The sequence below is a fragment of the Streptomyces sp. NPDC050508 genome, from assembly GCF_040655155.1.
GTDB lineage: Bacteria > Actinomycetota > Actinomycetes > Streptomycetales > Streptomycetaceae > Streptomyces.
In genome coordinates, this window is sequence record NZ_JBFAJJ010000005.1 from 69,214 (window position 1) to 91,569 (window position 22,356).

Here is a 22,356-nt window from a genome sequence, read left to right on the forward strand (position 1 = left end):
CCACATGACCTCCTCGCACGGCCGGGGCCTGCATCTGGCCGCCGCCGTCGACCAGCGGTCGGCCTACGACGCCGACTCCTACGTCGAGTTGGCGCGGCTCGCGGAGAGCGGCGGCCTCGACTTCGTGACGCTCGACGACACCTTCGCGCGCCCCGGACCCGACGCCCTCGCCGTCCTGTCCCGCATCGCCCCGGCGACCGGCCGGATCGGCCTGGTGCCCACCGTCACCACCACACACACCGAGCCCTTCCATGTGCAGGCCGCGGTCGCGACCCTCGACTGGGTCAGCCGGGGCCGGGCCGGCTGGCGGCTCGACGTGTCGACCACCGAGGGCGAGGCCCGCCTCTTCGGCCGCCGCCACGCCGCACCCGCCGACGCGCTGTGGGAGGAAGCAGGTGAAGTCGCCGAAGTGGCCGCCCAGTTGTGGGACAGCTGGGAGGACGACGCCGAGATCCGGGACACGGCCACCGACCGCTTCGTCGACCGCGACAAGCTGCACCACGTCGACTTCACCGGCTCCGAGTTCTCCGTCAAGGGCCCCTCGATCGTGCCCAGACCGCCGCAGGGCCACCCGGTCCGCGTGGTCGACGCCACCGAGGGCCAGGCCCGGCGGACGGCCGCCCGGTACGCCGATGTGGCGCTCGTCCGCGCGGCGAGTTCCGCGCAGGCCGGTGCCGTACGGGCCGAACTGCGCGCGTCCGCCGAGAAGTTCGGCCGTGATCCCGACGCCCTGCGGGTCCTGGTGAGCCTTGTCGTCGACCTCGGTGACGGCGAGCACGCGGCCGAGCCGGGCCACGGCGGGGGCGGCCCCCGGCAGACCGCGCACGGCCCGCTGTACCGGGGCGGCCCCGTCGACCTCGCGGAGCTGATCGCCACCTGGCACGGCGACCGTACCGTGGACGGTTTCCACCTCACGCCCGTCGAGCCCCGCCGCGACCTGGAGCGACTGGTCAACGGCACGGTGGCGCTGCTCCAACACCGGGGCCTGTTCCGCACGTTCTACCCGGGCAGCACGCTCCGGGAGCACCTGGGCCTGGCCCGGCCCGCCAACCAGTACGCCGTGACCGGGGGAGCGTCATGACCGTACGGAGGCCTTCCCGCAAGCAGATCCATCTGGCGGCGCACTTCCCCGGCGTCAACAGCACCACCGTGTGGGCCGATCCGCGCTCGAAGTCCCAGATCGGCTTCTCCTCCTTCGAGCACCTCGCCCGCACCGCCGAACGCGGCCTCTTCGACTTCTTCTTCCTCGCCGAGGGGCTGCGGCTGCGCGAACACAAGGGCCGTATCCACGACTTGGACGTCGTCGGACGACCCGAGTCCCTCACCGTCCTCAACGCGCTCGCTGCCGTCACCGAGCGGATCGGGCTGGCCGCCACGGTCAACGCCACCTTCAACGAACCGTACGAACTCGCCCGCAGACTCGCCACGTTGGACCACCTCAGCGGCGGCCGGGCGGCCTGGAACGTGGTGACCTCCTCCGACGCCTTCACCGGCGAGAACTTCCGGCGCGGGGGATACCTGGACCGAGCGGACCGCTACACACGGGCGGCCGAATTCGTTGCCGTAGCAAGGGAGTTGTGGGACTCCTGGACTCCGGACGGACTGTCCCGCCCCTTCGCCCACCGGGGCCAACACTTCGACATCGCGGGCGAGTTCACCGTGCCGCGCTCACCGCAGGGGCACCCGGTCGTCATCCAGGCCGGGGACTCGGGGGAGGGACGGGAGTTCGCGGCGCAGGCGGCCGACGTCATCTTCACGCGGCACGGCACGCTGGAGGACGGCCGCGCCTTCTACGCCGACGTGAAGGGACGCCTCGCCAAGTACGGCCGTAGCGCGGACGACCTCAAGATCATGCCCGGCGTCAGCGTCGTCCTCGGCGACACGGCGGCCGAGGCACAGGAGAAGGCCGCCGAGATCCGGCGGCAGCAGGTCTCCCCGCAGAACGCGATCCTCGCCCTGGAACAGATCTGGGGCGCGGACCTCTCCTCCTACGACCCCGACGGCCCGTTCCCCGACTTCGACCCGGTGCCGGACGCGTCGCTCACCCAGGGGCGCACCCGGCGCGGCGACACCGTCGCGACGGCCGAGAAGTGGCGGGCGCTGTCCCGGGAGAAGGGGCTGTCCATCCGGCAGACCGTGATCGAGGCGAGCGGCCGGCAGTCCTTCATCGGCACCCCGGAGGCGGTCGCCGCCGAACTGGAGACCTTCGTACGGCAGGACGCCGCCGACGGCTTCATCCTCGTACCGCACCTCACCCCGGGCGGGCTCGACGAGTTCGTGGACCGGGTGGTGCCGCTGCTCCAGGAACGCGGCGCGTTCCGCACGGAATACCGGGGCGCCACCCTGCGCTCACATCTCGGGCTCGCCGGCCCGGTATGGAAGGGTTGAACACATGACGACAGCCCCCTTGCCCTGACCGTGGACGGGGAACCCCTCACCGGTGCGATCCGCCTCGGCGTGGATACGGCGGACGGTGTCGAACGCGGGCTCGGGCTCGCGGGTGAACTCGCCTTCCGGCTCGACGGGTTGGAGGTGACATTGCAGGTGACGGTGCAGGCCGACGGGAAGTTGTGGGCGGTGTTCGCCGACTCCACGAGTGGGGACAGCAGTTACCGGTTCCGGTTCCTGTACCCGGCCGCGCCCGATGCCGAGGGGCGCACGACGGTCGACTTCAACCGCGCGGTGCTCCCGCCGTGCGCGTTCGCCGACCATTTCATCTGCCCTTTCCCGCCGCCGGGGAATACGCTGGGCCTCGCGATCGAGGCGGGGGAGCGCGTCCTTCGACAGGTAGGACGTTGACCTGCGGCGGGCCGGGTTTCGGGCCACTGCGTTCGGGAGATCAACTCGCGTAGCTCGTGGGCCAGTTGAACGCCGTACGGCCGAAAGGCGCCCTTGCGCCCATCGGTCGGGCGGCCGAATACTCCCCCACAGCGCTTGTCAGGGGCACGGCGTGTTCGGAAACCGGACGCCCGATCCTGACTGCGCCTCACGGGCCCCGACCCCACGCGGGCCCCCGAATTCCCCTGGGAGGGAACGAAACGTGAGGATCAAGCGCACCACCCCGCGCAGCGGAATCGCGAGACGGACCAGGCTGATCGCCGTGGCCACCGGATTCGTCGCCGCTGCAGCGTTCGCCGTCCCCACCGCGAGCGCCAGCGATGCACACACGTTCAGTGCGACCCAGCTCTCCGCGGCCAACTCGTCCGTGCTCAAGGCCGATGTCCCGGGCACCGCCTGGGCGGTCGACAGCAAGACGAACCGTGTCGTCGTCACCGTCGACAGCACGGTGTCCCAGGCCGAGATCGCGAAGATCAAGTCGCAGGCGGGCAGCACCGCCGACGCGATCACCATCAAGCACACGGCCGGCCAGTTCAAGAAGCTGATCACCGGTGGCGACGCCATCTACGGCGGCGCGTACCGCTGCTCGCTCGGCTTCAACGTGAAGAACAGTGCGGGCTCCTACTTCTTGACCGCCGGCCACTGCGGTCAGGTCGCCTCGACCTGGTACTCCAACTCGGGGCACACCACGACGCTGGGCACGAACGTGGGCTACAGCTTCCCGACCAATGACTTCGCGCTGGTCAAGTACACCAACACGTCGATCGCCCACCCGAGCGCGGTCGGCAGCCAGACCATCTCCAGCGCGGCCACGCCGAGCGTGGGCACCACCGTCTACCGGCGCGGCTCCACCACCGGCACGCACAGCGGCCGGGTCACCGCTCTGAACACCACCGTCAACTACGGCAGTGGCGACATCGTGTACCAGATGATCCAGACCACCGTCTGCGCCGAAGGCGGCGACAGCGGCGGTCCTCTGTACGCCGGCACCGTGGCCTACGGTCTGACCTCGGGCGGCAGCGGCGACTGCACCTCCGGCGGCACGACCTTCTTCCAGCCGGTCACCGAGGCGCTGAGCTACTACGGCGTGAGCGTCGGCTGACGTCCGCCTGAGTCTCCTCCGCTCCGGACTGCAGCCGGTAGCGGTGAGTCCCCGTACGCAACTGGCGTGCGGGGGCTCGCTCTTGTGCGTCGCCTGGAGTTACCGTCGTGGTATCGGAGAAGGCACCTGATGCGCCACGTCGGACCCTGGGGGGCCGTGATGGTCGAGGAGCTGGTGACGGCGGGAGTGACACTCGCGTCCGTCGGAGTGGTGTACGCGATGGCGGCTGCGCGGGTCGTCAAACAGTACGAACGGGGTGTGGTGTTCCGGCTCGGCAGGCTGCGGCCCGAAGTGCGCGGGGCCGGCTTCACGATGGTCGTCCCGTTCGTGGACAAGCTCCGCAAGGTCAACATGCAGATCGTGACGATGCCGGTGCCCGCGCAGGAGGGCATCACGCGCGACAACGTGACGGTGCGGGTGGACGCGGTCGTCTATTTCAAGGTCGTCGACGCGGCGGACGCGTTGGTGCAGGTCGAGGACTACCGGTTCGCCGTTTCACAGATGGCGCAGACGTCGCTGCGGTCGATCATCGGCAAGAGCGATCTCGACGATCTGCTCTCCAACCGCGAAAAGCTCAACCAGGGCCTGGAGTTGATGATCGACAGCCCGTCCGTCGGCTGGGGTGTGCAGATCGACCGGGTCGAGATCAAGGACGTGTCGTTGCCCGAGACCATGAAGCGGTCGATGGCCCGGCAGGCCGAGGCCGACCGTGAGCGGCGGGCCCGGATCATCAACGCGGACGCCGAGTTGCAGGCCTCGAAGAAACTCGCCGAGGCCGCCGGGGTGATGTCCGAACAGCCCGCCGCGCTCCAACTCCGGCTGCTGCAAACGGTGGTGGCGGTCGCGGCCGAGAAGAACTCGACGCTGGTGCTGCCCTTCCCGGTCGAGCTGCTGCGCTTCCTGGAGCGGGCGGCACCGGCACCGGCCGCTCCTGCCGCGCCGACAGCGCCCGCGGCACCCGTGGCGCCGGTTGCCCCTGCGGCCCCCGTGGCGCCGCAACCGGTGCAGGAGCAACTTCCGCCCGCCGAGCCTCAGTCGGATCCGGACTCCGAAGGGTCGATTTCAGGACAGGACTAGACCTCACCGGCTGATGAGCGTCACTCGCGCGCAGTGTTTGCAGTGCGAATGGCCTGGGGTGACCGTGGACAGTCAAGTCGAAGGGGGCGTGCAACCGCGTTCCGCGCACGACCTGAAGTCGACCTTGTGCGCTCCCTGTGCGATTCGGAAGAGTAGGCGCTCGTCAACCTACCTTTCGGCCGGTCGGGTCCCCATAACCTGGCGGGCCGACCCCCCACAGGAGGACACGAGTTGAAGCACCGACGCATACCCAGGCGACGGGTGGCCGTGGCAGGCGCGGGCATAGCCGCACTGGTCGTCGCGGGAGTCACCTTGCAGAGTGCGAACGCCAGCGAGACCACGCAGGCGGCCGCACCCCAGACCCTCTCGGCCCTGGCGGCCGGAAAGCTCGCCTCGACGCTCGGCAAGAGCCTCGGCACCAACGCGGCCGGCACGTTCTACGACGCGAAGACCAAGAGCCTTGTGGTCAACGTGCTCGACCGGACCGCCGCCGACACCGTCGAGGCGGCCGGCGCCAAGGCGAGAATCGTCGAGAACTCCCTCGCCGAGCTGACGAGCGCCCGTACGACCCTCAAGCAGGACGCCACCATCCCCGGCACCTCGTGGGCGACCGACCCCACCACCAACAAGGTCGTCGTCACCGCGGACCGCACGGTCTCCGACGCCGAGTGGGCCAAGCTCGGCAAGGTCGTCGACGGACTCGGCAGCAAGGCCGAACTCCAGCGCACCAAGGGGGAGTTCAAGCCCTTCATCGCAGGTGGCGACGCCATCTCCGGCTCGGGCGGGCGCTGTTCGCTCGGCTTCAACGTGGTCAAGGGCGGCGCGCCGTACTTCATCACCGCCGGGCACTGCACCGAGGCCATCTCCACCTGGTCCGACTCCAGCGGCAACGAGATCGGCACGAACGAGCAGTCCGACTTCCCGGACAACGACTTCGGCCTGGTCAAGTACACCTCGGACGTCGCCCACCCGAGCGCGGTCGACCTCTACAACGGCTCCTCGCAGGCCATCACCCACGCCGCCGACGCCACCGTCGGCGAGAAGGTGACCCGCAGCGGCTCGACGACCCAGGTGCACACCGGCACGGTCACCGGCCTGGACGCCACCGTGAACTACGGCAACGGCGACATTGTCAACGGCCTCATCCAGACCGACGTCTGCGCCGAGCCCGGTGACAGCGGCGGCTCGCTGTTCGACGGCAACGCGGCGATCGGCCTCACCTCCGGCGGCAGCGGCGACTGCACCTCGGGCGGCGAGACCTTCTTCCAGCCGGTCACCGAGGCGCTGTCGACGTTCGGCGCGCAGATCGGCTGAGGAGCGGCACAACTGTGAGGGCCCGCCCCCGCGCGCGAGGGGGCGGGCCCTTCGCGTACGGATGAAGCGCCGGGCTCAGCGCGTGGGCCAGTACCACAGCGGTTCGTCGAGCGGGCCCTCGCGACCCGCCACCGTCGTCTGCCCGAACTCCTTCACCAGCTCTATGGAGTTGACGTCGAGGCGATGCCGTATCGCGCCCTTCCGAAGAGCGTCCGCGAGCGGCCTGGCGTGGGTGACCACGACGATCTGGGTGTCCTTGGTGGCGGTGAGGATCAGATCGGCGAGCGGCGGGATCAGGTCCGGGTGGAGGCTCGTCTCCGGCTCGTTCAGCACCAGCAGCGACGGCGGCCGGGGCGTCAACAGCGCCGCCGCCCACAGGAGATAGCGCAGGGTGCCGTCCGACAGCTCGGCGGCGGTGAGTGCGCGCAGCAACCCGTGCTGGCGCAGGGCGAGCTGGAAACGTCCGCCCAGGTCGGCGATGTGGACCTGGCTGCCGGGGAAGGCCGCGTCCACGGCCGTGTCCAGCGCCTCGGCGTCACCCACCTCACGGATCGTCTGCAGGGCGGCGGCCAGATCGGAACCGTCGCCGCTGAGCACAGGCGTCCGGGTGCCGATCTGGGCAGCCCGGGCCGGCGCGTGCGCGTCGGTGCGGACATGGTCGTAGAACCGCCAGGACCTGATGAACTCCCGCACCGCCAGCACGTCGGGTGCGTGCTGCGGGTCGGCCAGTTCGCCGAGCATGCTGTCGTACGGGCGCAGGGTGCCGTGTGCCCGGGACCAACCGCCGCCCGCGCCGCGCAGTTTGACGGCGGCTCCCGCGCGGTCGGAGAGCATCGAGGCCGGGCGCAGGACGGGGCCGCTCCAGATGCACTCGCGCTTGATCTCCGGGTCGAGGTTGAACATCGACGGCCCGCTGTCCGACCCCAGGGACGGGCTGGGGTGCCCGAAGTCGATCGCGTACCCGAACTCGTCGCCGGCGAAGCCCAGTTGCAGGCTGACCGGGCCCGAGCGGACCGTGCCCTGCACGGGATGGAGGCCCTCGCGCACCGCGCGGCTGATCTTCTCCGGGCCCGCCCACAGCACCGACGGCAGCCCGCCCTCCTGCGCGAGCGCGGCGACGGCGCCGCCGCGCGCGGACTCGGCGAGCAGGCGCAGCGAGCGGTAGAGGCTCGACTTGCCCGTGCCGTTCGCCCCCGTGATCACGTTCAGTCGCGTCAGCGGGACGATCAGGCGGCGCAGGGAGCGGTAGTTCTCGACGGCGAGGGTGCTGATCATGTGTCCAGGGTTGCAGACGGGTCTGACAATCCCGGTCGGTCCAGGAGGTCCTCGTGCTTCCGGCGCAGTGTCGCCGCCAGCAGGGTGACCACGATCCCGGCGAGCGCCCACGCCGACAGGACCAGCAACGGGCCGGTCACGGCGTTGCCCTTGAAGTAGGCGATCGAGCGCGCCACCCAGGTCCCGGCGCCCGGTGGCAGCGCGGGCCCGATCGCGTTCCAGAACGGCGGCAGCAGCGGCAGCGGGAAGGCGCCGCCCGCGCTCGGGTTGCCCGCGATCACCACCAGCAGGATCGCAAGACCGATGCCCACGACCCCGAAGACCCCCTGCAGCCCGAGGGTCGCCGCCCCCACGGCGAACGTGATCAGCGCGCCGAGCCCCCAGAACGCCATCACACTGCCCGGCAGCGCACCCAGGATCGGCCCGACGATCACCGCGCCGCCGAGGCCGCCGACGATCGCGACCAGCGCCATGGTGACCAGCCGGATCACCGCGCGGCGCGGGTTGGCGGGCCGGGCGCCGGTGCTGATCGCCAGGATCGAGGCACACAGATAGCCGCCGACACACCAGCCGACGACCAGGTAGAAGGACGACAGCCCGTCGAAGTCCTGGGCGGAGGCCGGCGCCACGTCCACCGTCCGGACCGCGCGCTGCTCGGTCTTCTCCAGGGTGGCGGTGATGGTCTCCAGGGTGGTGGCGAGGACGGTGCCGCCGCCGGTGGCGACCAGGAGCGTGTCCGTGGTGCCGCGCGGGTCGATGACGAGAGCGCCGTCGATGTCCCGGTTGAGGATCTGCTTCCGCGCGGTCGCCAGGTCGGACACCGCGCGCGGGTCCAGCGGTGAGCCGGGCAGCTGCTTCAGCCGGGTCACCGTCTGCTCGGCCGCGACCTGAGGGGCGACGATCCCGAAAGGCACATCCCTGGGCTTCGGGTTGTGGAGTGCACCCACATAGGAGGCGATGAAGAGCAGCTGGAGGGCGACCACACCGATGACGAGCAGGGTGGCCCGCGGGGTGACGGCGTCCTTCACCTCACCGAAGAAGGACGTACGGGACGTACCGGCATCGGGGGTCTCTGTCATGTCCCCACGGTCTCGGCGACCGGGTGTTTGCGCAGGTGGGAAGGGTCCGAACGGATGTCGCACACACGTTCGAGAATGAGGGTATGGTGGGGGTGAGGTCATTGGGAACAGATGTTCGATAGCCCCTCGGGGCTCACGAGTGCGGGAGGTGCGTGTGCCGGGTTTCACGCATCTGCACACCGTCTCCGGGTACTCCCTGCGCTACGGCGCCTCGCACCCCGAGCGGCTCGCCGAGCGCGCCTCGGAGCGGGGTATGGACGCCCTCGCCCTCACCGACCGGGACACCCTCGCGGGCACCGTCCGCTTCGCCAAGGCCTGCGCCAAGGCGGGCATCCGTCCCCTGTTCGGCACGGAACTGGCGGTCGGCGAGCCGGTACGGGGGGAGCGGCGCCGGGTCCCGGTGCGCGGCGGTGCCTTCATCGACGAGTCGACACCCCGGGTGACCTTCCTGGCCCGGGACGGCGCGGCGGGCTGGGCCGACCTCTGCCGACTCGTCACCGCCGCCCACACCGCCGAAGGCACCCCTCTCCTGCCCTGGCCCGCCAACCACGGCGACGGCCTGACCGTCCTGCTCGGCCCCGCCTCCGACGTCGGCCGCGCCCTCGCCGCGGGCCGCCCCGACCGCGCCGCCAAACTCCTCGCCCCCTGGCGCGAGATCTACGGCGACGCCCTGCGCCTCGAAGCCGTCTGGCACCACCGCAAGGGCACCGGCCCCGGCTCCCTGCGGCTGGCCGCCCGCACCGTCGGCTTCGCCGCAGAGCAACGCGTCCGGCCCGTGCTCAGCAACGCCGTACGGTACGCCGACCCCGGCATGGGCCCGGTCGCCGACGTCCTGGACGCCGCGCGCCGGCTCGTCCCCGTCGACCCCACCAAGGGGCTGGACTCGGGCGAGGCCTGGCTCAAGGACGCGGGCACCATGCTCGACGCCGCCGAACGGATCGTCGAGGCCGCCGGCTACCGCCGCGGCACCGCCCACCGCCTGCTGGAACAGACGCAGGCGACAGCGGCCGAGTGCCTCGTCGACCCCGAGGACGACCTCGGCATCGGCACCGTCCACTTCCCCGAACCACACCTCGTCGGCGCGGGCCGCCGTACCGCCCAACGCGCGCTCGCCTCACGGGCGGCGGCGGGGATGGTGCTGCGCGGCCACTCCGGGAAACGCGTGTACTGGGAGCGGATGCACCGCGAGCTGGACATCATCGCCCACCACAACGTCGCCTCCTACTTCCTGACGGTCGCTCAAGTCGTCGACGACGTACGGAAGATGGGCGTCAGGGTCGCCGCACGAGGCTCCGGCGCGGGCTCGCTCGTCAACCACCTCCTCGGCATCGCGCACGCCGACCCCGTCGAACACGGGCTGCTGATGGAGCGGTTCCTGTCCAAGCGCCGTTCCGTCCTGCCCGACATCGACATCGACGTGGAGTCCGCGCGCCGCCTGGAGGTCTACCGCGCGATCATCGCCCGCTTCGGCACCGAGCGGGTCGCGACGGTCTCGATGCCGGAGACGTACCGGGTGCGGCACGCGATCCGTGACGTCGGCGCGGCCCTGTCCATGGACCCCGCCGACATCGACCGTATCGCCAAGTCCTTCCCGCACATCCGCGCGAGAGACGCCCGCGCGGCCCTCGCCGAACTGCCCGAACTCAAGCTGCTCGCAGGGGAGATGGAGAAGTACGGCAGGCTCTGGGAACTGGTCGAGGCCCTGGACGCCCTCCCTCGCGGAGTCGCCATGCACCCCTGCGGTGTCCTGCTCTCCGACGCCACCCTCCTCGCCCGTACGCCGGTCGTGCCGACGAGCGGCGAGGGCTTCCCCATGTCGCAGTTCGACAAGGAGGACGTCGAGGACCTCGGACTGCTCAAACTCGATGTGCTGGGCGTGCGGATGCAGTCCGCGATGGCGCACGCGGTCGCCGAGGTGGAGCGGGCGACGGGGGAGCGGATCGACCTGGACGCGGTACCGCCGGGCGACCCGGCGACGTACCAACTCATCCGTTCCACCGAGACGTTGGGCTGCTTCCAGATCGAGTCGCCGGGTCAGCGGGACCTGGTCGGGCGGCTGCAGCCGGCCACCTTCGACGACCTCGTCGTCGACATCTCCCTCTTCCGGCCCGGTCCGGTCGCCGCCGACATGGTGCGGCCGTTCATCGAGGCGCGGCACGGGCGGGCGCCCGTCAGATACCCGCACCCGGACCTGGAGGAGCCGCTGCGGAGCACGTACGGAGTCGTCGTCTTCCACGAGCAGATCATCGACATCGTCGACATCATGACCGGCTGCGGGCGCGACGAGGCGGACCGGGTGCGGCGCGGGCTGTCCGACCCGGAGTCGCAGGGGCGGATCAGGTTCTGGTTCGCGCAGCACGCGGCGGCGAGGGGATACACCGCAGAAACGATTCAGCGGACCTGGGAGATCGTCGAGGCCTTCGGTTCGTACGGCTTCTGCAAGGCGCACGCGGTCGCGTTCGCGGTGCCGACGTACCAGTCGGCATGGTTGAAAGCGCATCACCCGGCGGCCTTCTATGCGGGGCTGCTCACGCACGACCCGGGGATGTATCCGAAGCGGTTGCTGCTGGCGGACGCGCGGCGGCGGGGGGTGCCGATCCTGCCGTTGGACGTGAACCGGTCTGCGGTCGCTCACCGTATCGAACTGGTGTCTGAATCGCCTGGTTCTTTCCAACGCTGGGGCTTGCGGCTCGCCCTCTCCGACGTGCACGGCATCAGCGAGGCCGAGGCGGCGCGGATCGCGGACGGGCAGCCGTACGCCTCGTTGCTGGACCTCTGGGAGCGGGGGCGGCCGAGCCGTCCGCTGGCCCAACGGCTGGCCCAGGTGGGGGCGTTGGACGCCTTCGGCGCCAACCGGCGTGACCTGCAACTGCACTTGACCGAGCTCCACCGGGGCGCCCGGGGCGCGGGTGGCGGTCAACTCCCCTTGTCCGGCGGGCGGGAGACGGCTCCGGCCGGGCTGCCCGACCTGTCCTCGGCGGAGCGGCTCAGTGCCGAGCTGGGCGTGCTGTCCATGGACACCTCGCGCAATCTGATGGACGACCACCGCGCGTTCCTCGACGAGTTGGGCGTGGTGTCGGCGCGTCGGCTGCGGGACACCCGGCACGGGGAGACGGTGCTGGTCGCGGGTGCCAAGGCGGCCACCCAGACCCCGCCGATCCGGTCCGGCAAGCGGGTCATCTTCACCACGCTCGACGACGGCACCGGCCTGGTCGACCTCGCCTTCTTCGACGACTCCCACGACGCCTGCGCGCACACCGTCTTCCACTCCTGGCTGCTGCTGGTGCGCGGGGTGGTGCAGCGGCGCGGGCCGCGCAGTCTGAGCGTGGTGGGCGCGGCGGCCTGGGATCTTGCCGAACTGGTCGAACTGCGGGGCGAGGGCGGGCTCGACGTGGTGGCGGCCCGACTCGCGGAACCCGTACCGGAAGGCGCCGGTGACGGGTCCGGGGGGAGACGGATCCAACTGCCCACCGGATACGAGATGCATCCGTGGGCCGACCTGCGTCCGGCGGGCGAAGAGCCCGCGAAAGTACGGAAGTTGTGGCACCAGAGTCCGGGGAGTGCGGGATGACCATCCTCTGCGTACGTTTCCAGCTGCCGCCCATGGGCGAGGCTGCCCTGCCTCAACTCCTGGGCCTGCTGGAGGAGTTCACCCCCGTCATCGAGGCGTTGCCGCCGGACGGCGCGCTGGTCGATCTGCGGGGCGCCGAGCGGTACTTCGGGCGCAGCACCGTCGAGTTGGCGGCGGTGATCCGGGTGCGGGCGCTCGCCCTGTACGGCGTCGACTGCATGATCGGCGCCGGGCCCGGCCCGATGCTGGCCCGCATGGCGCTGCGCGATGCCCGGCCCGGGGTGACCTGTGCGGTATCCGCGGACGCCGTACGGGAGTTCATCGAGGGCAAGCCCGTCTCCGCGCTCCCCGGCGTCGGCACCGCGACCGCCCGCACCCTGTGCGAGTACGGCCTCGACACCCTCGGCCGGGTCGCCGCCGCGCCCCTGTCCACACTGCAGCGGCTGATCGGCGCCAAGGCCGGCCGCGAACTGCACGAGAAGGCGAACGGCGTCGACCGCGGCCGGGTCGTCCCCAACGCCGTCTCACGCTCCCTCGCGACCGAACGCCCCTTCACCCGCGACGAGTTGGACCCCGACCGGCACCGCCGTGCCCTCCTCTCGGCCGCCGAGGACCTGGGTACCCGGCTGCGTGCCCTGGACAAGGTCTGCGGCGGCCTGACCCTCACCGTGCGCTACGCCGACAGCTCCGCCACCACCCGCAGCCGCACCCTCAAGGAACCGACCGCGCACTCCGCGGCGCTGACCAGGGTGGCGTACGACATGTACGAGGCGCTCGGTCTGCAACGCGCCCGGGTGCGCTCGCTCACCCTGCGCGCCGAAGCCCTCGGCCCCGCCGAACAGGCCTCCTACCAGCTCACCTTCGACCCGGTGGACGAGAAGGTCCGCCGTGTCGAGGAGGTCGCGGACCGTGCGCGGGCGAAGTTCGGGCCGCGTGCGGTGATGCCGGGGGCGTTGGCGGCGTAACGCGCCTTATGCGTACGTCAGTTGGCCCATGGTGCGACGATGCGCGTGCCGTCGGCCAGCTCGGCCGTCAGGCCGATGGACGTGGTGACCCAGGTGGCGACGGTCCGGTCGGTGGGGTTCTCGGCGCCGAAGGTCGACCCGGGGTTGATGATCAACGTGTCGCCCGCGGTGACCCGCTCGGTGCGGTCGTCGAGCGTGATGACCAGCTCGCCTTCGAGGATGTGCAGGATCTCCTCGTGGTTGACGGTGTGCAGGGGAGCTTTGGTGCCGGCGGGTATCTCGCCCCGCCATGCGCACAGTTCCTTGCTGCCGGTGCCGGGATGGGCGTACGAGACGAAGCGGGCGCCGTGGATCTCGTGGACGACGGCGTCGGACGGGTGGACGACGGGCACGACTGCCTCCAGAAGTGGATAGTCAAGCTGCTTGACCATATCTCCCACATGGTCAAGCAGCTTGACCAATCCGTCAAGGGTGTTTCAATGCCGTCGTGGAGAACTCCGAGGCCATCGCCCTGACCGCCGCCCTGCTCACCGCTGCGGGTGACCTGACGAAGCGCATCAACGACGGGGTCGTGGCCCGCGGATTCGAGGCGCGCCCGGCGTTCGGCTTCGCCTTCGCGCGGCTCGCCCCGGACGGGGCGACGGCCACCGACCTCGCCGCCCATCTCGGCGTCACCAAGCAGGCCGCGAGTCAGCTCGTCGACGAACTCGTGCGCAAGGGCTACGTCGAACGGCACCCGCACCCCGGCGACGCGCGCGCCCGGCTGGTCGTGCTCACCGAGTTGGGCTGGGCCTGCACGCGGGCGGCGGAGGAGGCGGCTCTGGAAGCCGTGCAGCCCTGGGTCGAACTGCTGGGCGAGAGTGAAGTGCGCGTGTTGTGTGATCGTTTGCGGCGTATTGCGCCCTACGGTCCCATCAGGCCCACCTGGTGACTGGTTATCACTGGAAGTTTTTACTGACGCGTAACTTCACACTTCACCTACTCGCTCGTAACTTGACGAGTGAACAGCATTCTTGTGATCCGGATCACAGGGCGTAAGGCCGTCGCAACTCCCTTGAGCCGCAAGGAGATCACACGATGCTGCCCTGGAAACGAGTGCTCAGACCCCTGACCGCACTGCTCCTGACCGCCGCGGTCGTCGCCCTACCCGCCGCCACCGCCCAGGCGTCGACCGCGTCCAGCACCGGTTGGAACGACTACAGCTGTCAGCCCTCCACCGCCCACCCCGACCCCGTCGTCCTCGTGCACGGCACCTTCGCCAACGGCACCGACAACTGGCTGACCCTCGCGCCGTACCTGGAGGCCCGCGGCTACTGCGTCTTCTCCCTCGACTACGGCCAACTCCCCGGCGTCCCCCTCGTGTACGGCCTCGGCCCCATCGACGAGTCGGCGGCCCAACTCCAGGTCTACGTCGACAAGGTGCTCGCCGCGACCGGCGCTGCCAAGGTCGACCTGGTCGGCCACTCGCAGGGCGGCATGATGCCCCGCTATTACCTGAAGTTCCTCGGCGGAGCCGCCAAGGTGAACACCTTCGTCGGCATCGCGCCCGACAACCACGGCACCACCCTGGACGGCCTCACCAAACTCCTGCCGTACTTCCCGGGCGCCGAGGACGTGATCTCGTCGGCAGCCCCCGCCCTCGCCGACCAGATCGCCGGCTCGGCCTTCCTCACCAAGCTGAACGCGGGCGGCGACACCGTCCCCGGCGTCCACTACACGGTCATCGCCACCCAGTACGACGAGGTGGTCACGCCGTACAGCAGCCAGTTCCTGAGCGGGTCCGACGTGCACAACGTGTTGATCCAGAACCTGTGTTCAGCCGATCTCTCCGAGCACGCCCTGCTCGGGCTCACCGACCGGATCGCCTTCCACGAGGTCGCCAACGCCCTCGACCCGGCACACGCCACCACTACCAACTGCCTGTCGGCACTCAGCTGACCGTGCGCACACCGCGGGGCCTGTCCGACCTGAGCCGCCGGACAGGCCCCGCCCCCTGCACAGCCGGCTAACGGCCGTGCCGTCCGCCGCCGTTGGTCGCGCGGCGACGGACCGAGGCGAACAGGGCTGCGGCGCCGAGCGCCAGGGAGGCCGCGCCACCCACGACGAGATACGGCGAGCTGTTGTTGGCGCCGGTCTCGGCGAGGCGCTGTGAACTCCCCGCCGCCTGCGGCTCGTTGGCTTCGGAGGCGGCCTGGTTCGTGGCCGCGACCGGCTCCGCCGAGGTACTCGCGTCCGCGTCCCCGTGGCCGTGGTGCTCGACGGTCGACTTGTCGGCGCCGGCGGCGATCTGCTCGTCGGAGGGAGCGGAGGCGGAAGGCGCGGGAGTGGTCGGGGCGGCCGGAGCGGGTGTCGACTTCGAACTGCCCGCCGTGCCACCGCCGTTGGCGCCCGTACCGCTTCCGCCGAAGCTGACGTCCGAGCAGGAGTAGAACGCCTCCGGGCTGTCCGAGCGCTGCCAGATCGCGTACAGCAGCTGCTTTCCGGAGCGCTGCGGAAGAGTGCCGGAGAACGTGTAGAAGCCGCCCGAGGCGACCGGGTCGGTGGACGTCGCCACCGGGTGCTCCAGGTCCAGGTCCGCCCAGGCGAGCGGCTGCGAGGGATCGTAGCCGGACTTGGTGATGTACACCTTGAAGGTGCCCTTGTGCGGCGCGGTCACGCGGTACTTGAAGGTGTACGAGCCGCTGCTCACGCTCGTCGCCGGCCAGTCGGTGCGGGCCAGGTCGAGGCCCTTGAACTCCTCGTTGTTCGCGCTGCACAGCTTGCCGTCCGGGATCAGCGTCTGGTGCTGCCCGTTCGCGTCGCCGATCCGGATGCCGTTCCAGTCGTAGAGCGCCTGCGTGCCACCGGCCGCGACCACCGCCTTGCACGCCGCCGACTTGGGGCTCTCCGGGTTCTCCGCGTAGCACTGCGAGACCCGGCTGACCGGGTCGCCCATCGAACCGTGCGCCGCCGCGGGCGCCGCGGCGAGCGCGGTCAGTACGAGGGGGGTCATCCCGAGGACGGCGACAGCGGCGGCATTGCGGCGTGCGGGCATGGGGAACTCCAACTCCTCGGACGGTGCTCGGCGCGGGGGACGGATCCCGTGGGGTGATCAGAAGCTAGCCCCTGGAAACCGCGAAATCGCCTGCTGGAGACGGGAGAGGGAGATCCTTATGGTCGTGTTAAGGCAGGGCTAACTGAGGGCTCAGGGAGGGACAGTCCCCTGAGTCCGGAGAGGTGTTGCGGATGAGTGGATCGGAAGGGGTTCGCGTCGCAGTCGTCGCGGATGTGCCGACGGTTAAGGCCGTGACCGACATGGCGTATCACCACTACATCGAGCGCATCGGTGTGGTGCCGCAGCCCATGGAGGCGGACCACATGGCGAATGTGGCGGCCGGGCGGGTGTTCGTGACGGGGGACCCCGTGATCGGTCTTGTGGTGATCGAGGAGCACGACGATCACCTGTTCCTGGACAGCATCGCCGTCCACCCCGAGGCGCACGGCAGGGGCGTCGGGCGGCTGCTCCTGCACTTCGTGGACGCACGCGCGCGTGAGCTGGGGTTGACCGAGGTCAGGCTCTACACGAACGCGCTGATGTGGGAGAACCAGGAGATCTACCCGAAGTTCGGGTACGAGGTCGTGGAGCGGCGCACGGACGGGCCGTACGACCGCATCCACTACCGGAAGCGGCTGGAGTGACCGGGGTCAGCCGTCCGGCCACCAGGTGCGGGCGATGTCCTTGCGGATCTCCGGGCGCTCCGTGGGGCGCTCGTCGGGCTCCTCGCGCACACGGCGGGTGTCCGTCTTCTTCAGGGGCTTCTGCACGGTTACGCGGCGCATGGCTGCCTCCTTGTGTCCACCCGGGGTTCGTGTTCTCACGAGGTGGACCGTTCCCGGGAGGGTGACTCATCGGCGCCGGTCTGTCTGTGGCGGCTGTCACGATCGGACTGTCAGTGGTGGGTGTCACGCTGGGCGCATGAGTGAACCTGTGGCGAACATCGACTGGGACGCGGAGGCCCGCGCCTTCGACGAAGAACCTGATCACGGCCTGCGCGACCCCGAGGTGCGCCGGGCCTGGGCGGACCGGCTGCGCGCCTGGCTGCCCGCCGGTGCCGCCGACATCCTCGACCTCGGCTGCGGCACCGGCAGCCTGTCGCTCCTCGCGGCCGAGCAGGGACACCACGTCACCGGCGTCGACCTGTCCCCGGCGATGGTGGACCTCGCCCGCGCGAAGCTGGCCGGCCGTGACGCGGCGTTCCTCATCGGCGACGCGACGGCACCGCCGGTGGGCGAGCAGCGCTTCGACGTCGTCCTCGTGCGGCATGTGCTGTGGGCGCTGCCCGACCCCGCCCGGGTCCTGCGGCACTGGCGCGGGCTGCTGCGCCCCGGCGGGCGGCTCGTGCTGATCGAGGGGCGCTGGGGGACGGTCAGCCCGGTCGGCATACCCGCCGACCGGCTCACCGGGCTCCTGGCGCCCCTGGTGTCCGTCGCCGGGCACGTGCGCGTGGAGCGGCTGTCGGACGACTCGGTGCTGTGGGGGAAGACCGTGGACGACGAGCGGTACGCGGTGGTGGCGGTGCCGTAGCCCCGCCCGCCGTCACGCCAGCAGCGCGTCGAACCCGCCCTCACGGGCCAGCCTCTCCAGCTCGTCGAGCGCAGCCACGGCCGCCGCCGCGGCTGCGGGGTCCGACGCGGCCAGCCCGCTCTCCTCGAACTCGTCCTCGTCCAGCCGTCGTACGTCCGCGCCGTCGGCGGAGATCCACAGGTCCAGATCGAGGTCCTCCACGACGAGTTCGGCGCCGGAGAGCGTGGCGGGGCGGGTGATGTCGCAGTACCAGCCCTTCAACTCCCCGCTGCTGTCCCGGACTTCCTTCACCGCGTACCAGCGGTCCCGCCAGTAGTACTCGGTGAACACGTCGCCGCGCTCGAAGCGCACGAAGCCGAAGTCGCGGACGCCGTCACCGGCCCACGGGGCGCGGACGGCGAGTCGGGTGCCGTCGTCGAAGAGCAGCTCCGCCGCGTAACGGATCTTCGTGCGGCCCGCCTTGACGAGGACGACGTCCAACGTGTCTGCGGGGTCAGACGAGTTCGCGGACATAGCGCACCTCCGTGGCGCAGATCTCGTAGCCGAACCACTTGTTGATCGCGAGCATCGGCTCGTTTCCGGTGTCGTTGCCCGTGAACGCCTCCGTGTATCCGGTGGCGCGGGCGCGGTGCAGGGAGTCGTTCTTGGCGAGCTTGGCGAGGCCCCGGCCGCGGTGGGCGCGGGCGGTGCCGGTCATGACGGTGCCGTAGCGAGTGGCGTCGTCCGTGCGGGCGGCGCTGAAGGCCGCCGGGCGTCCGTCGACGAGGGCCACGGACGTCAACTCTGGGCTGAACAACGGGTGTTGCCAGGTCTCGTCCAGCCAGGCCTCGTAGTCCGTGAACTCGGTGTCGACGTCGCTGGGTTCGTCCAGCGTCGCCTCCGCGTCCAGGGCGAACAGGGGGCGTGGGTCGGCGGCGAAGTCCGAGCCCGGGCGGATCTCGACGCCCGGTGGCGGGTCCTGGAGCGGAGGCAGGTCGCCGTGCGCCAGGTCCAGGCGGAGGAAGTGCGCGGACCGGCTCGCCGTGTAGCCGAAGCCCTCGGCGAAGGCGCGGTTGCCCGGCTCGTCCAGGACCCAGGCGTAGAGCCTGGTCGCGCCCTGGGTCACCAGATGCTCTTCGGCGGTGCGGACCAGGAGGGAGCCCGCGCCCCGGTGTGTCCGCTCCGGGTGCACGTACACGTTGACGAAGCCCTGGCCGGGCTCCGGGCTCTCGTAGGCGATGCCCACCTGGGCGGTGCCGATGATCTCGCCGTCCTCCTCCGCGACCAGCCTGCGCAGCCCGGCCTCCGGGTGGGCGTGGGCGATGTCGTGGGCGACGGACTCCGAGGTGAACAGCATGTACGGGAGGGCGACGCGGCGGACCTGGACGAAGCCGTCCAGGTCGGCTCGGACATCGGGGAGGAGGTCGCGCACGATCACGGTCATGGAGTCGCACGCTACGGCGGAGCCGCGCCGGAGTGCCTCTCATTTTCCGGGGAGTGCGGGACAATCGGGCCGTGACTTTGAAGATCCACATCGACGACAGTGCGGCGCCGTACGAGCAGATCCGCGCCCAGATCTCGAAGCAGGCCCGGTCCGGAGCGCTGCCGGTCGGCTACAAGCTGCCCACCGTACGAGGGCTGGCCGAGTCGCTCGGGCTCGCCGCGAACACGGTCGCCAAGGCGTACCGGGCCCTGGAGGCGGACGGGGTGATCGAGACGCGCGGACGCAACGGGACGTTCGTCGCGGCTGCGGGCTCGGCGGCGGAGCGCGAGGCCGCAGCCGCCGCCCAGGTCTACGCCGAGCGGGTCCGGCGGCTCGGGCTGTCGGAAGCCGACGCGCTGGCCGCCGTACGGGATGCGCTGCGGGCGTCCTACGAGGCGTAGGGGAGGGGGTTACAGGTACAACCCCGCGTCCGCGCCCTCCCGTTGGTCCGGTACCGAGGTCGGCTGGGTGCCCCGGCGCAGCGCGTACAGCTCCGCCAGGGTCGCGCCCTCGCGGCCTACGCCCTCCTCCGTGCCGAGCCAGTTCACCGACTCCTTGCGGGTGAGGGGGCCGACCTCGATGCGGGCCAGACAGCGGCCGGGGCGGACCACGGCGGGGTGGAGGCGCTCCAGGTCCTCGTTGGTGGTGACGCCGACCAGGACGTTGCGGCCCTGGCCGAGCAGGCCGTCCGTCAGGTTGAGGAGCCGGGACAGGGCCTGGCCGGCCGTGTGCTTGGCCTCGCCGCGGATCAGCTCGTCGCAGTCCTCCAGGAGGAGGAGTCGCCAGCGGCCCTTGCCCGTCGTGTCGTCCTCGCCGATCGCGATGTCCATCAGATAGCCGACGTCGCTGAACAGCCGCTCCGGGTCCAGCACACAGTCCACCTGGCACCAGTCCCGCCAGGACCGGGCCAGCGTGCGCAGCGCCGAGGTCTTGCCGGTGCCGGGCGGGCCGTGCAGCAACAGCAGCCGGCCCGCGATGTCCTCCGGGGTCGTCTTCATCAGGGTGTCCATCGCGTCGGCCACCGGACCCGTGTAGTTCGGGCGCACCTCGTCCCACGTACCCGCCGAGATCTGCCGGGTCGTCCGGTGCGGGCCGCGCCTGGGGGAGACGTACCAGAACCCCATCGTCACGTTCTCCGGCTGCGGTTCGGGCTCGTCCGCCGCGCCGTCGGTCGCCTGGTCGAGGACCTTCTCGGCGAGTTCCTCGCTGGTCGCCGTGACCGTGACGTCGGCGCCGCGGTTCCAGCGGGAGATCAGCAGGGTCCAGCCGTCGCCCTCGGCGAGGGTCGCGCTGCGGTCGTCGTCGCGGGCGGCGCGCAGCACACGGGCGCCCGGCGGCAGCAGGGTCGCCCCGGACCGTACGCGGTCGATGTTCGCCGCGTGCGAGTACGGCTGCTCGCCCGTCGCGAAGCGGCCGAGGAACAGCGCGTCGACGACATCGGACGGGGAGTCGGAGTCGTCGACGTTGAGCCTGATCGGCAGAGCGTCGTGCGGGTTAGCAGACATGGGGCCATGATCCGGCACGAGGAGGCCCCGTGCACCCGCTTTCCGCAGTGCGCCCCCGAGTGTCGGGTCCGCCCGCCGCATCCGATGTGTCCGCTCCGTGTCCGTCGCGTATCCCCTCGGTCCTGTTACAAGCCTGTGCATGTGGAGGCCTGCCCCACCGCCGTGCACCGACGTTACTGTTGCCCTTGATGGGACGTCATGGGTGGAATTCGGGGGCACGACGGTGGCGGCTCACCGCGCTGCTCGGCGTGGGTGTGGCCGCACTGGCTCTGATCGTGACCCTGATCAACACGCTTCCCGGCGGCGGAAGCACCGCGGGCACCTCACGCGACGGCGACAAGGTGCACGGCACCCCGGCGACCCCACGTGACGAGGACAAGCCGGAGGTCGGCTGGGGCTTCACCCACACCCAGTACAGCGCCGACGAGGGCAGTGACACCGCGACCGAGCGCGTCGAGGGACTGCTGGCGAAGTCCCAACTGCCGCAGGACCAGGCCATCATGGGCTGGGGCGCCGACAACCCCGAGCCGGTGAAGGGGCGTTACGACTTCGGCGCCCTCGACCGCCGTATCGACTTCGTCCGCAAGTCGGGGGGCACCCCCGTCGTCACGCTGTGCTGCTCCCCGGACTGGATGAAGGGCGGCAAGTCCGGTGTCGACAACACCAACTGGAGCCAGGCCTCGTTGGAGACGGCGCCGAAACCGGACCACTACGCGGACTTCGCCGCGCTCGCCGCGACCGTCGCCAAGCGGTACCCGGACGTCACCCACTTCATCGTGTGGAACGAGTTCAAGGGCTTCTGGAACGACGCCAAACAGCGCTGGGACTACGAGGGTTACACCCAGCTCTACAACCTGGTCTACAAGGCGCTGAAGAAGGTCAACCCGAAGATCATGGTCGGCGGTCCGTATCTGGTGATGGACAGCGTGGACCCGCGCGACGCGAACGCCTCCAGCACCTTCAAGGGCACCTGGGGCGCGATGGACCAGCGGATCATCGACGCCTTCGACTACTGGAACAAGAACAAGGTCGGCGCGGACTTCGTGGTCGTGGACGGCTCCAGCTACACCAACGACGACGACCTGCTGCCGAACGAGTTCGGGGCCACCGACAAACTGACCGCCGTGAGCGAGTGGGTACGGCAGCAGACCCATGACCTGCCGCTGTGGTGGGCCGAGTACTACGTCGAACCCGCCGACGGCAACGACGACCGCAAGGGCTGGTCCGAGACCCACCGCGTCGCCGTCCAGGCCACCGGCATGATCGCCATGGTCAAGGGCGGCGCCACCTCCGGCTTCTACTGGAACCCGGAGGAGGAGAAGGGCAAGGAGTGCGCGGGCTGCCTGTGGACGCCGACCGACAGCTCCGACGGCGGGCAGCAACTGCCGATGTACGACCTGGTCTCCCGGTTCGACGCCGCGTTCGGACCCGGCACGACGTACACGACCGTGTCGGTCGCCGCCGACGACGTGCCCAACGTACGGGTCCTCGCCACCGACAAGACCGTCCTGGTCGTGAACACCCTTGACCGACAGATCAGCGCGCAGGTCGACGGGAAGCAGTTCGACATGGCGGCGTACGAGGTGAAGTGGCTTACGCGATAA

The 22,356-nt window shown here is 70.6% G+C and carries 21 protein-coding genes and 1 pseudogene; 14 read left to right on the forward strand and 8 right to left on the reverse strand.

Annotated elements, in window-relative coordinates:
* Positions 1-4: 4 nt before the first annotated feature.
* The 6 genes and pseudogenes from AB0I69_RS15840 (at position 5) to AB0I69_RS15865 (ending at position 6,331) form a co-directional block, all read left to right on the forward strand.
* The gene (locus tag AB0I69_RS15840) at positions 5-1,081 is read left to right on the forward strand and encodes an LLM class flavin-dependent oxidoreductase (protein WP_363096218.1); all 1,077 of its coding nucleotides are present in this window, start codon (positions 5-7) and stop codon (positions 1,079-1,081) included.
* The gene (locus AB0I69_RS15845) at positions 1,078-2,388 is read left to right on the forward strand and encodes an NtaA/DmoA family FMN-dependent monooxygenase (protein ID WP_363096219.1); all 1,311 of its coding nucleotides are present in this window, start codon (positions 1,078-1,080) and stop codon (positions 2,386-2,388) included. Before AB0I69_RS15840 ends, AB0I69_RS15845 begins: the two co-directional genes overlap by 4 nt.
* A gap of 78 nt (positions 2,389-2,466) precedes the next feature.
* Positions 2,467-2,799: pseudogene (locus tag AB0I69_RS15850) on the forward strand (DUF1684 domain-containing protein); the annotation flags it as partial.
* A gap of 241 nt (positions 2,800-3,040) precedes the next feature.
* Positions 3,041-3,940: a S1 family peptidase gene (locus AB0I69_RS15855; protein ID WP_363096220.1), complete on the forward strand. Its 900-nt coding sequence runs from the start codon at positions 3,041-3,043 to the stop codon at positions 3,938-3,940.
* Between the two features lie 159 nt (positions 3,941-4,099).
* On the forward strand, positions 4,100-5,017 hold the full coding sequence (locus tag AB0I69_RS15860) for a slipin family protein (protein ID WP_363096649.1): 918 nt from the start codon (positions 4,100-4,102) through the stop codon (positions 5,015-5,017).
* 231 nt (positions 5,018-5,248) lie between these two features.
* A complete protein-coding gene (locus AB0I69_RS15865; protein ID WP_363096221.1) occupies positions 5,249-6,331 on the forward strand; it encodes a S1 family peptidase in 1,083 nt (360 codons plus the stop codon).
* A 75-nt stretch (positions 6,332-6,406) separates the two neighbouring features.
* Here the strand turns inward: AB0I69_RS15865 and AB0I69_RS15870 are convergent, their stop codons facing one another.
* Together AB0I69_RS15870 and AB0I69_RS15875 are read right to left on the reverse strand one after the other, a co-directional pair.
* Positions 6,407-7,606: an AAA family ATPase gene (locus AB0I69_RS15870; protein WP_363096222.1), complete on the reverse strand. Its 1,200-nt coding sequence runs from the start codon at positions 7,604-7,606 to the stop codon at positions 6,407-6,409.
* The gene (locus tag AB0I69_RS15875; RefSeq protein WP_363096223.1) at positions 7,603-8,685 is read right to left on the reverse strand and encodes a DUF3533 domain-containing protein; all 1,083 of its coding nucleotides are present in this window, start codon (positions 8,683-8,685) and stop codon (positions 7,603-7,605) included. Before AB0I69_RS15875 ends, AB0I69_RS15870 begins: the two co-directional genes overlap by 4 nt.
* A gap of 154 nt (positions 8,686-8,839) precedes the next feature.
* On the opposite strand from AB0I69_RS15875, the gene dnaE reads away from it, so the two are divergent.
* On the forward strand, positions 8,840-12,256 hold the full coding sequence (gene dnaE, locus AB0I69_RS15880; protein ID WP_363096224.1) for a DNA polymerase III subunit alpha: 3,417 nt from the start codon (positions 8,840-8,842) through the stop codon (positions 12,254-12,256).
* The gene (locus AB0I69_RS15885) at positions 12,253-13,221 is read left to right on the forward strand and encodes a hypothetical protein (protein ID WP_363096225.1); all 969 of its coding nucleotides are present in this window, start codon (positions 12,253-12,255) and stop codon (positions 13,219-13,221) included. Before dnaE ends, AB0I69_RS15885 begins: the two co-directional genes overlap by 4 nt.
* 17 nt (positions 13,222-13,238) lie before the next feature.
* Here the strand turns inward: AB0I69_RS15885 and AB0I69_RS15890 are convergent, their stop codons facing one another.
* Positions 13,239-13,613 carry a cupin domain-containing protein gene (locus tag AB0I69_RS15890; RefSeq protein WP_363096650.1) on the reverse strand — a complete coding sequence of 125 codons (375 nt, stop codon included), beginning with the start codon at positions 13,611-13,613 and terminating at the stop codon, positions 13,239-13,241.
* Between the two features lie 95 nt (positions 13,614-13,708).
* Between AB0I69_RS15890 and AB0I69_RS15895 the strand changes: the two genes are divergently transcribed.
* Positions 13,709-14,152 (forward strand): MarR family winged helix-turn-helix transcriptional regulator, encoded by a 444-nt coding sequence (locus AB0I69_RS15895; RefSeq protein ID WP_363096226.1) that lies wholly within the window; start codon positions 13,709-13,711, stop codon positions 14,150-14,152.
* Positions 14,153-14,298: 146 nt separating this feature from the next.
* Positions 14,299-15,159 (forward strand): alpha/beta fold hydrolase, encoded by an 861-nt coding sequence (locus AB0I69_RS15900; RefSeq protein ID WP_363096227.1) that lies wholly within the window; start codon positions 14,299-14,301, stop codon positions 15,157-15,159.
* Positions 15,160-15,226: 67 nt separating this feature from the next.
* On the opposite strand, the gene AB0I69_RS15905 is transcribed toward AB0I69_RS15900, so the two are convergent.
* The gene (locus AB0I69_RS15905; RefSeq protein WP_363096228.1) at positions 15,227-16,255 is read right to left on the reverse strand and encodes a lytic polysaccharide monooxygenase; all 1,029 of its coding nucleotides are present in this window, start codon (positions 16,253-16,255) and stop codon (positions 15,227-15,229) included.
* A 191-nt stretch (positions 16,256-16,446) separates the two neighbouring features.
* Here AB0I69_RS15905 and AB0I69_RS15910 point away from each other — a divergent pair, with 191 nt between their 5' ends.
* Positions 16,447-16,899 (forward strand): GNAT family N-acetyltransferase, encoded by a 453-nt coding sequence (locus AB0I69_RS15910; protein ID WP_363096229.1) that lies wholly within the window; start codon positions 16,447-16,449, stop codon positions 16,897-16,899.
* A gap of 6 nt (positions 16,900-16,905) precedes the next feature.
* On the opposite strand, the gene AB0I69_RS15915 is transcribed toward AB0I69_RS15910, so the two are convergent.
* Positions 16,906-17,040 carry a hypothetical protein gene (locus AB0I69_RS15915; RefSeq protein WP_363096230.1) on the reverse strand — a complete coding sequence of 45 codons (135 nt, stop codon included), beginning with the start codon at positions 17,038-17,040 and terminating at the stop codon, positions 16,906-16,908.
* 136 nt (positions 17,041-17,176) lie between these two features.
* Here AB0I69_RS15915 and AB0I69_RS15920 point away from each other — a divergent pair, with 136 nt between their 5' ends.
* Complete coding sequence (locus tag AB0I69_RS15920) at positions 17,177-17,785, forward strand: class I SAM-dependent methyltransferase (protein ID WP_363096231.1); 609 nt, start codon at positions 17,177-17,179, stop codon at positions 17,783-17,785.
* Positions 17,786-17,797: 12 nt separating this feature from the next.
* Here the strand turns inward: AB0I69_RS15920 and AB0I69_RS15925 are convergent, their stop codons facing one another.
* Together AB0I69_RS15925 and AB0I69_RS15930 are read right to left on the reverse strand one after the other, a co-directional pair.
* Complete coding sequence (locus AB0I69_RS15925; protein WP_363096232.1) at positions 17,798-18,298, reverse strand: DUF402 domain-containing protein; 501 nt, start codon at positions 18,296-18,298, stop codon at positions 17,798-17,800.
* On the reverse strand, positions 18,279-19,208 hold the full coding sequence (locus tag AB0I69_RS15930) for a GNAT family N-acetyltransferase (protein ID WP_363096233.1): 930 nt from the start codon (positions 19,206-19,208) through the stop codon (positions 18,279-18,281). Before AB0I69_RS15930 ends, AB0I69_RS15925 begins: the two co-directional genes overlap by 20 nt.
* Positions 19,209-19,279: 71 nt before the next feature.
* On the opposite strand from AB0I69_RS15930, the gene AB0I69_RS15935 reads away from it, so the two are divergent.
* A complete protein-coding gene (locus AB0I69_RS15935; protein ID WP_363096234.1) occupies positions 19,280-19,648 on the forward strand; it encodes a GntR family transcriptional regulator in 369 nt (122 codons plus the stop codon).
* Between the two features lie 9 nt (positions 19,649-19,657).
* Here the strand turns inward: AB0I69_RS15935 and AB0I69_RS15940 are convergent, their stop codons facing one another.
* Entirely contained in the window at positions 19,658-20,752 is a 1,095-nt protein-coding gene (locus AB0I69_RS15940) for a DUF5925 domain-containing protein (protein ID WP_363096235.1), read from the reverse strand.
* A 188-nt stretch (positions 20,753-20,940) separates the two neighbouring features.
* Between AB0I69_RS15940 and AB0I69_RS15945 the strand changes: the two genes are divergently transcribed.
* Complete coding sequence (locus tag AB0I69_RS15945) at positions 20,941-22,356, forward strand: xylan 1,4-beta-xylosidase (RefSeq protein WP_363096236.1); 1,416 nt, start codon at positions 20,941-20,943, stop codon at positions 22,354-22,356.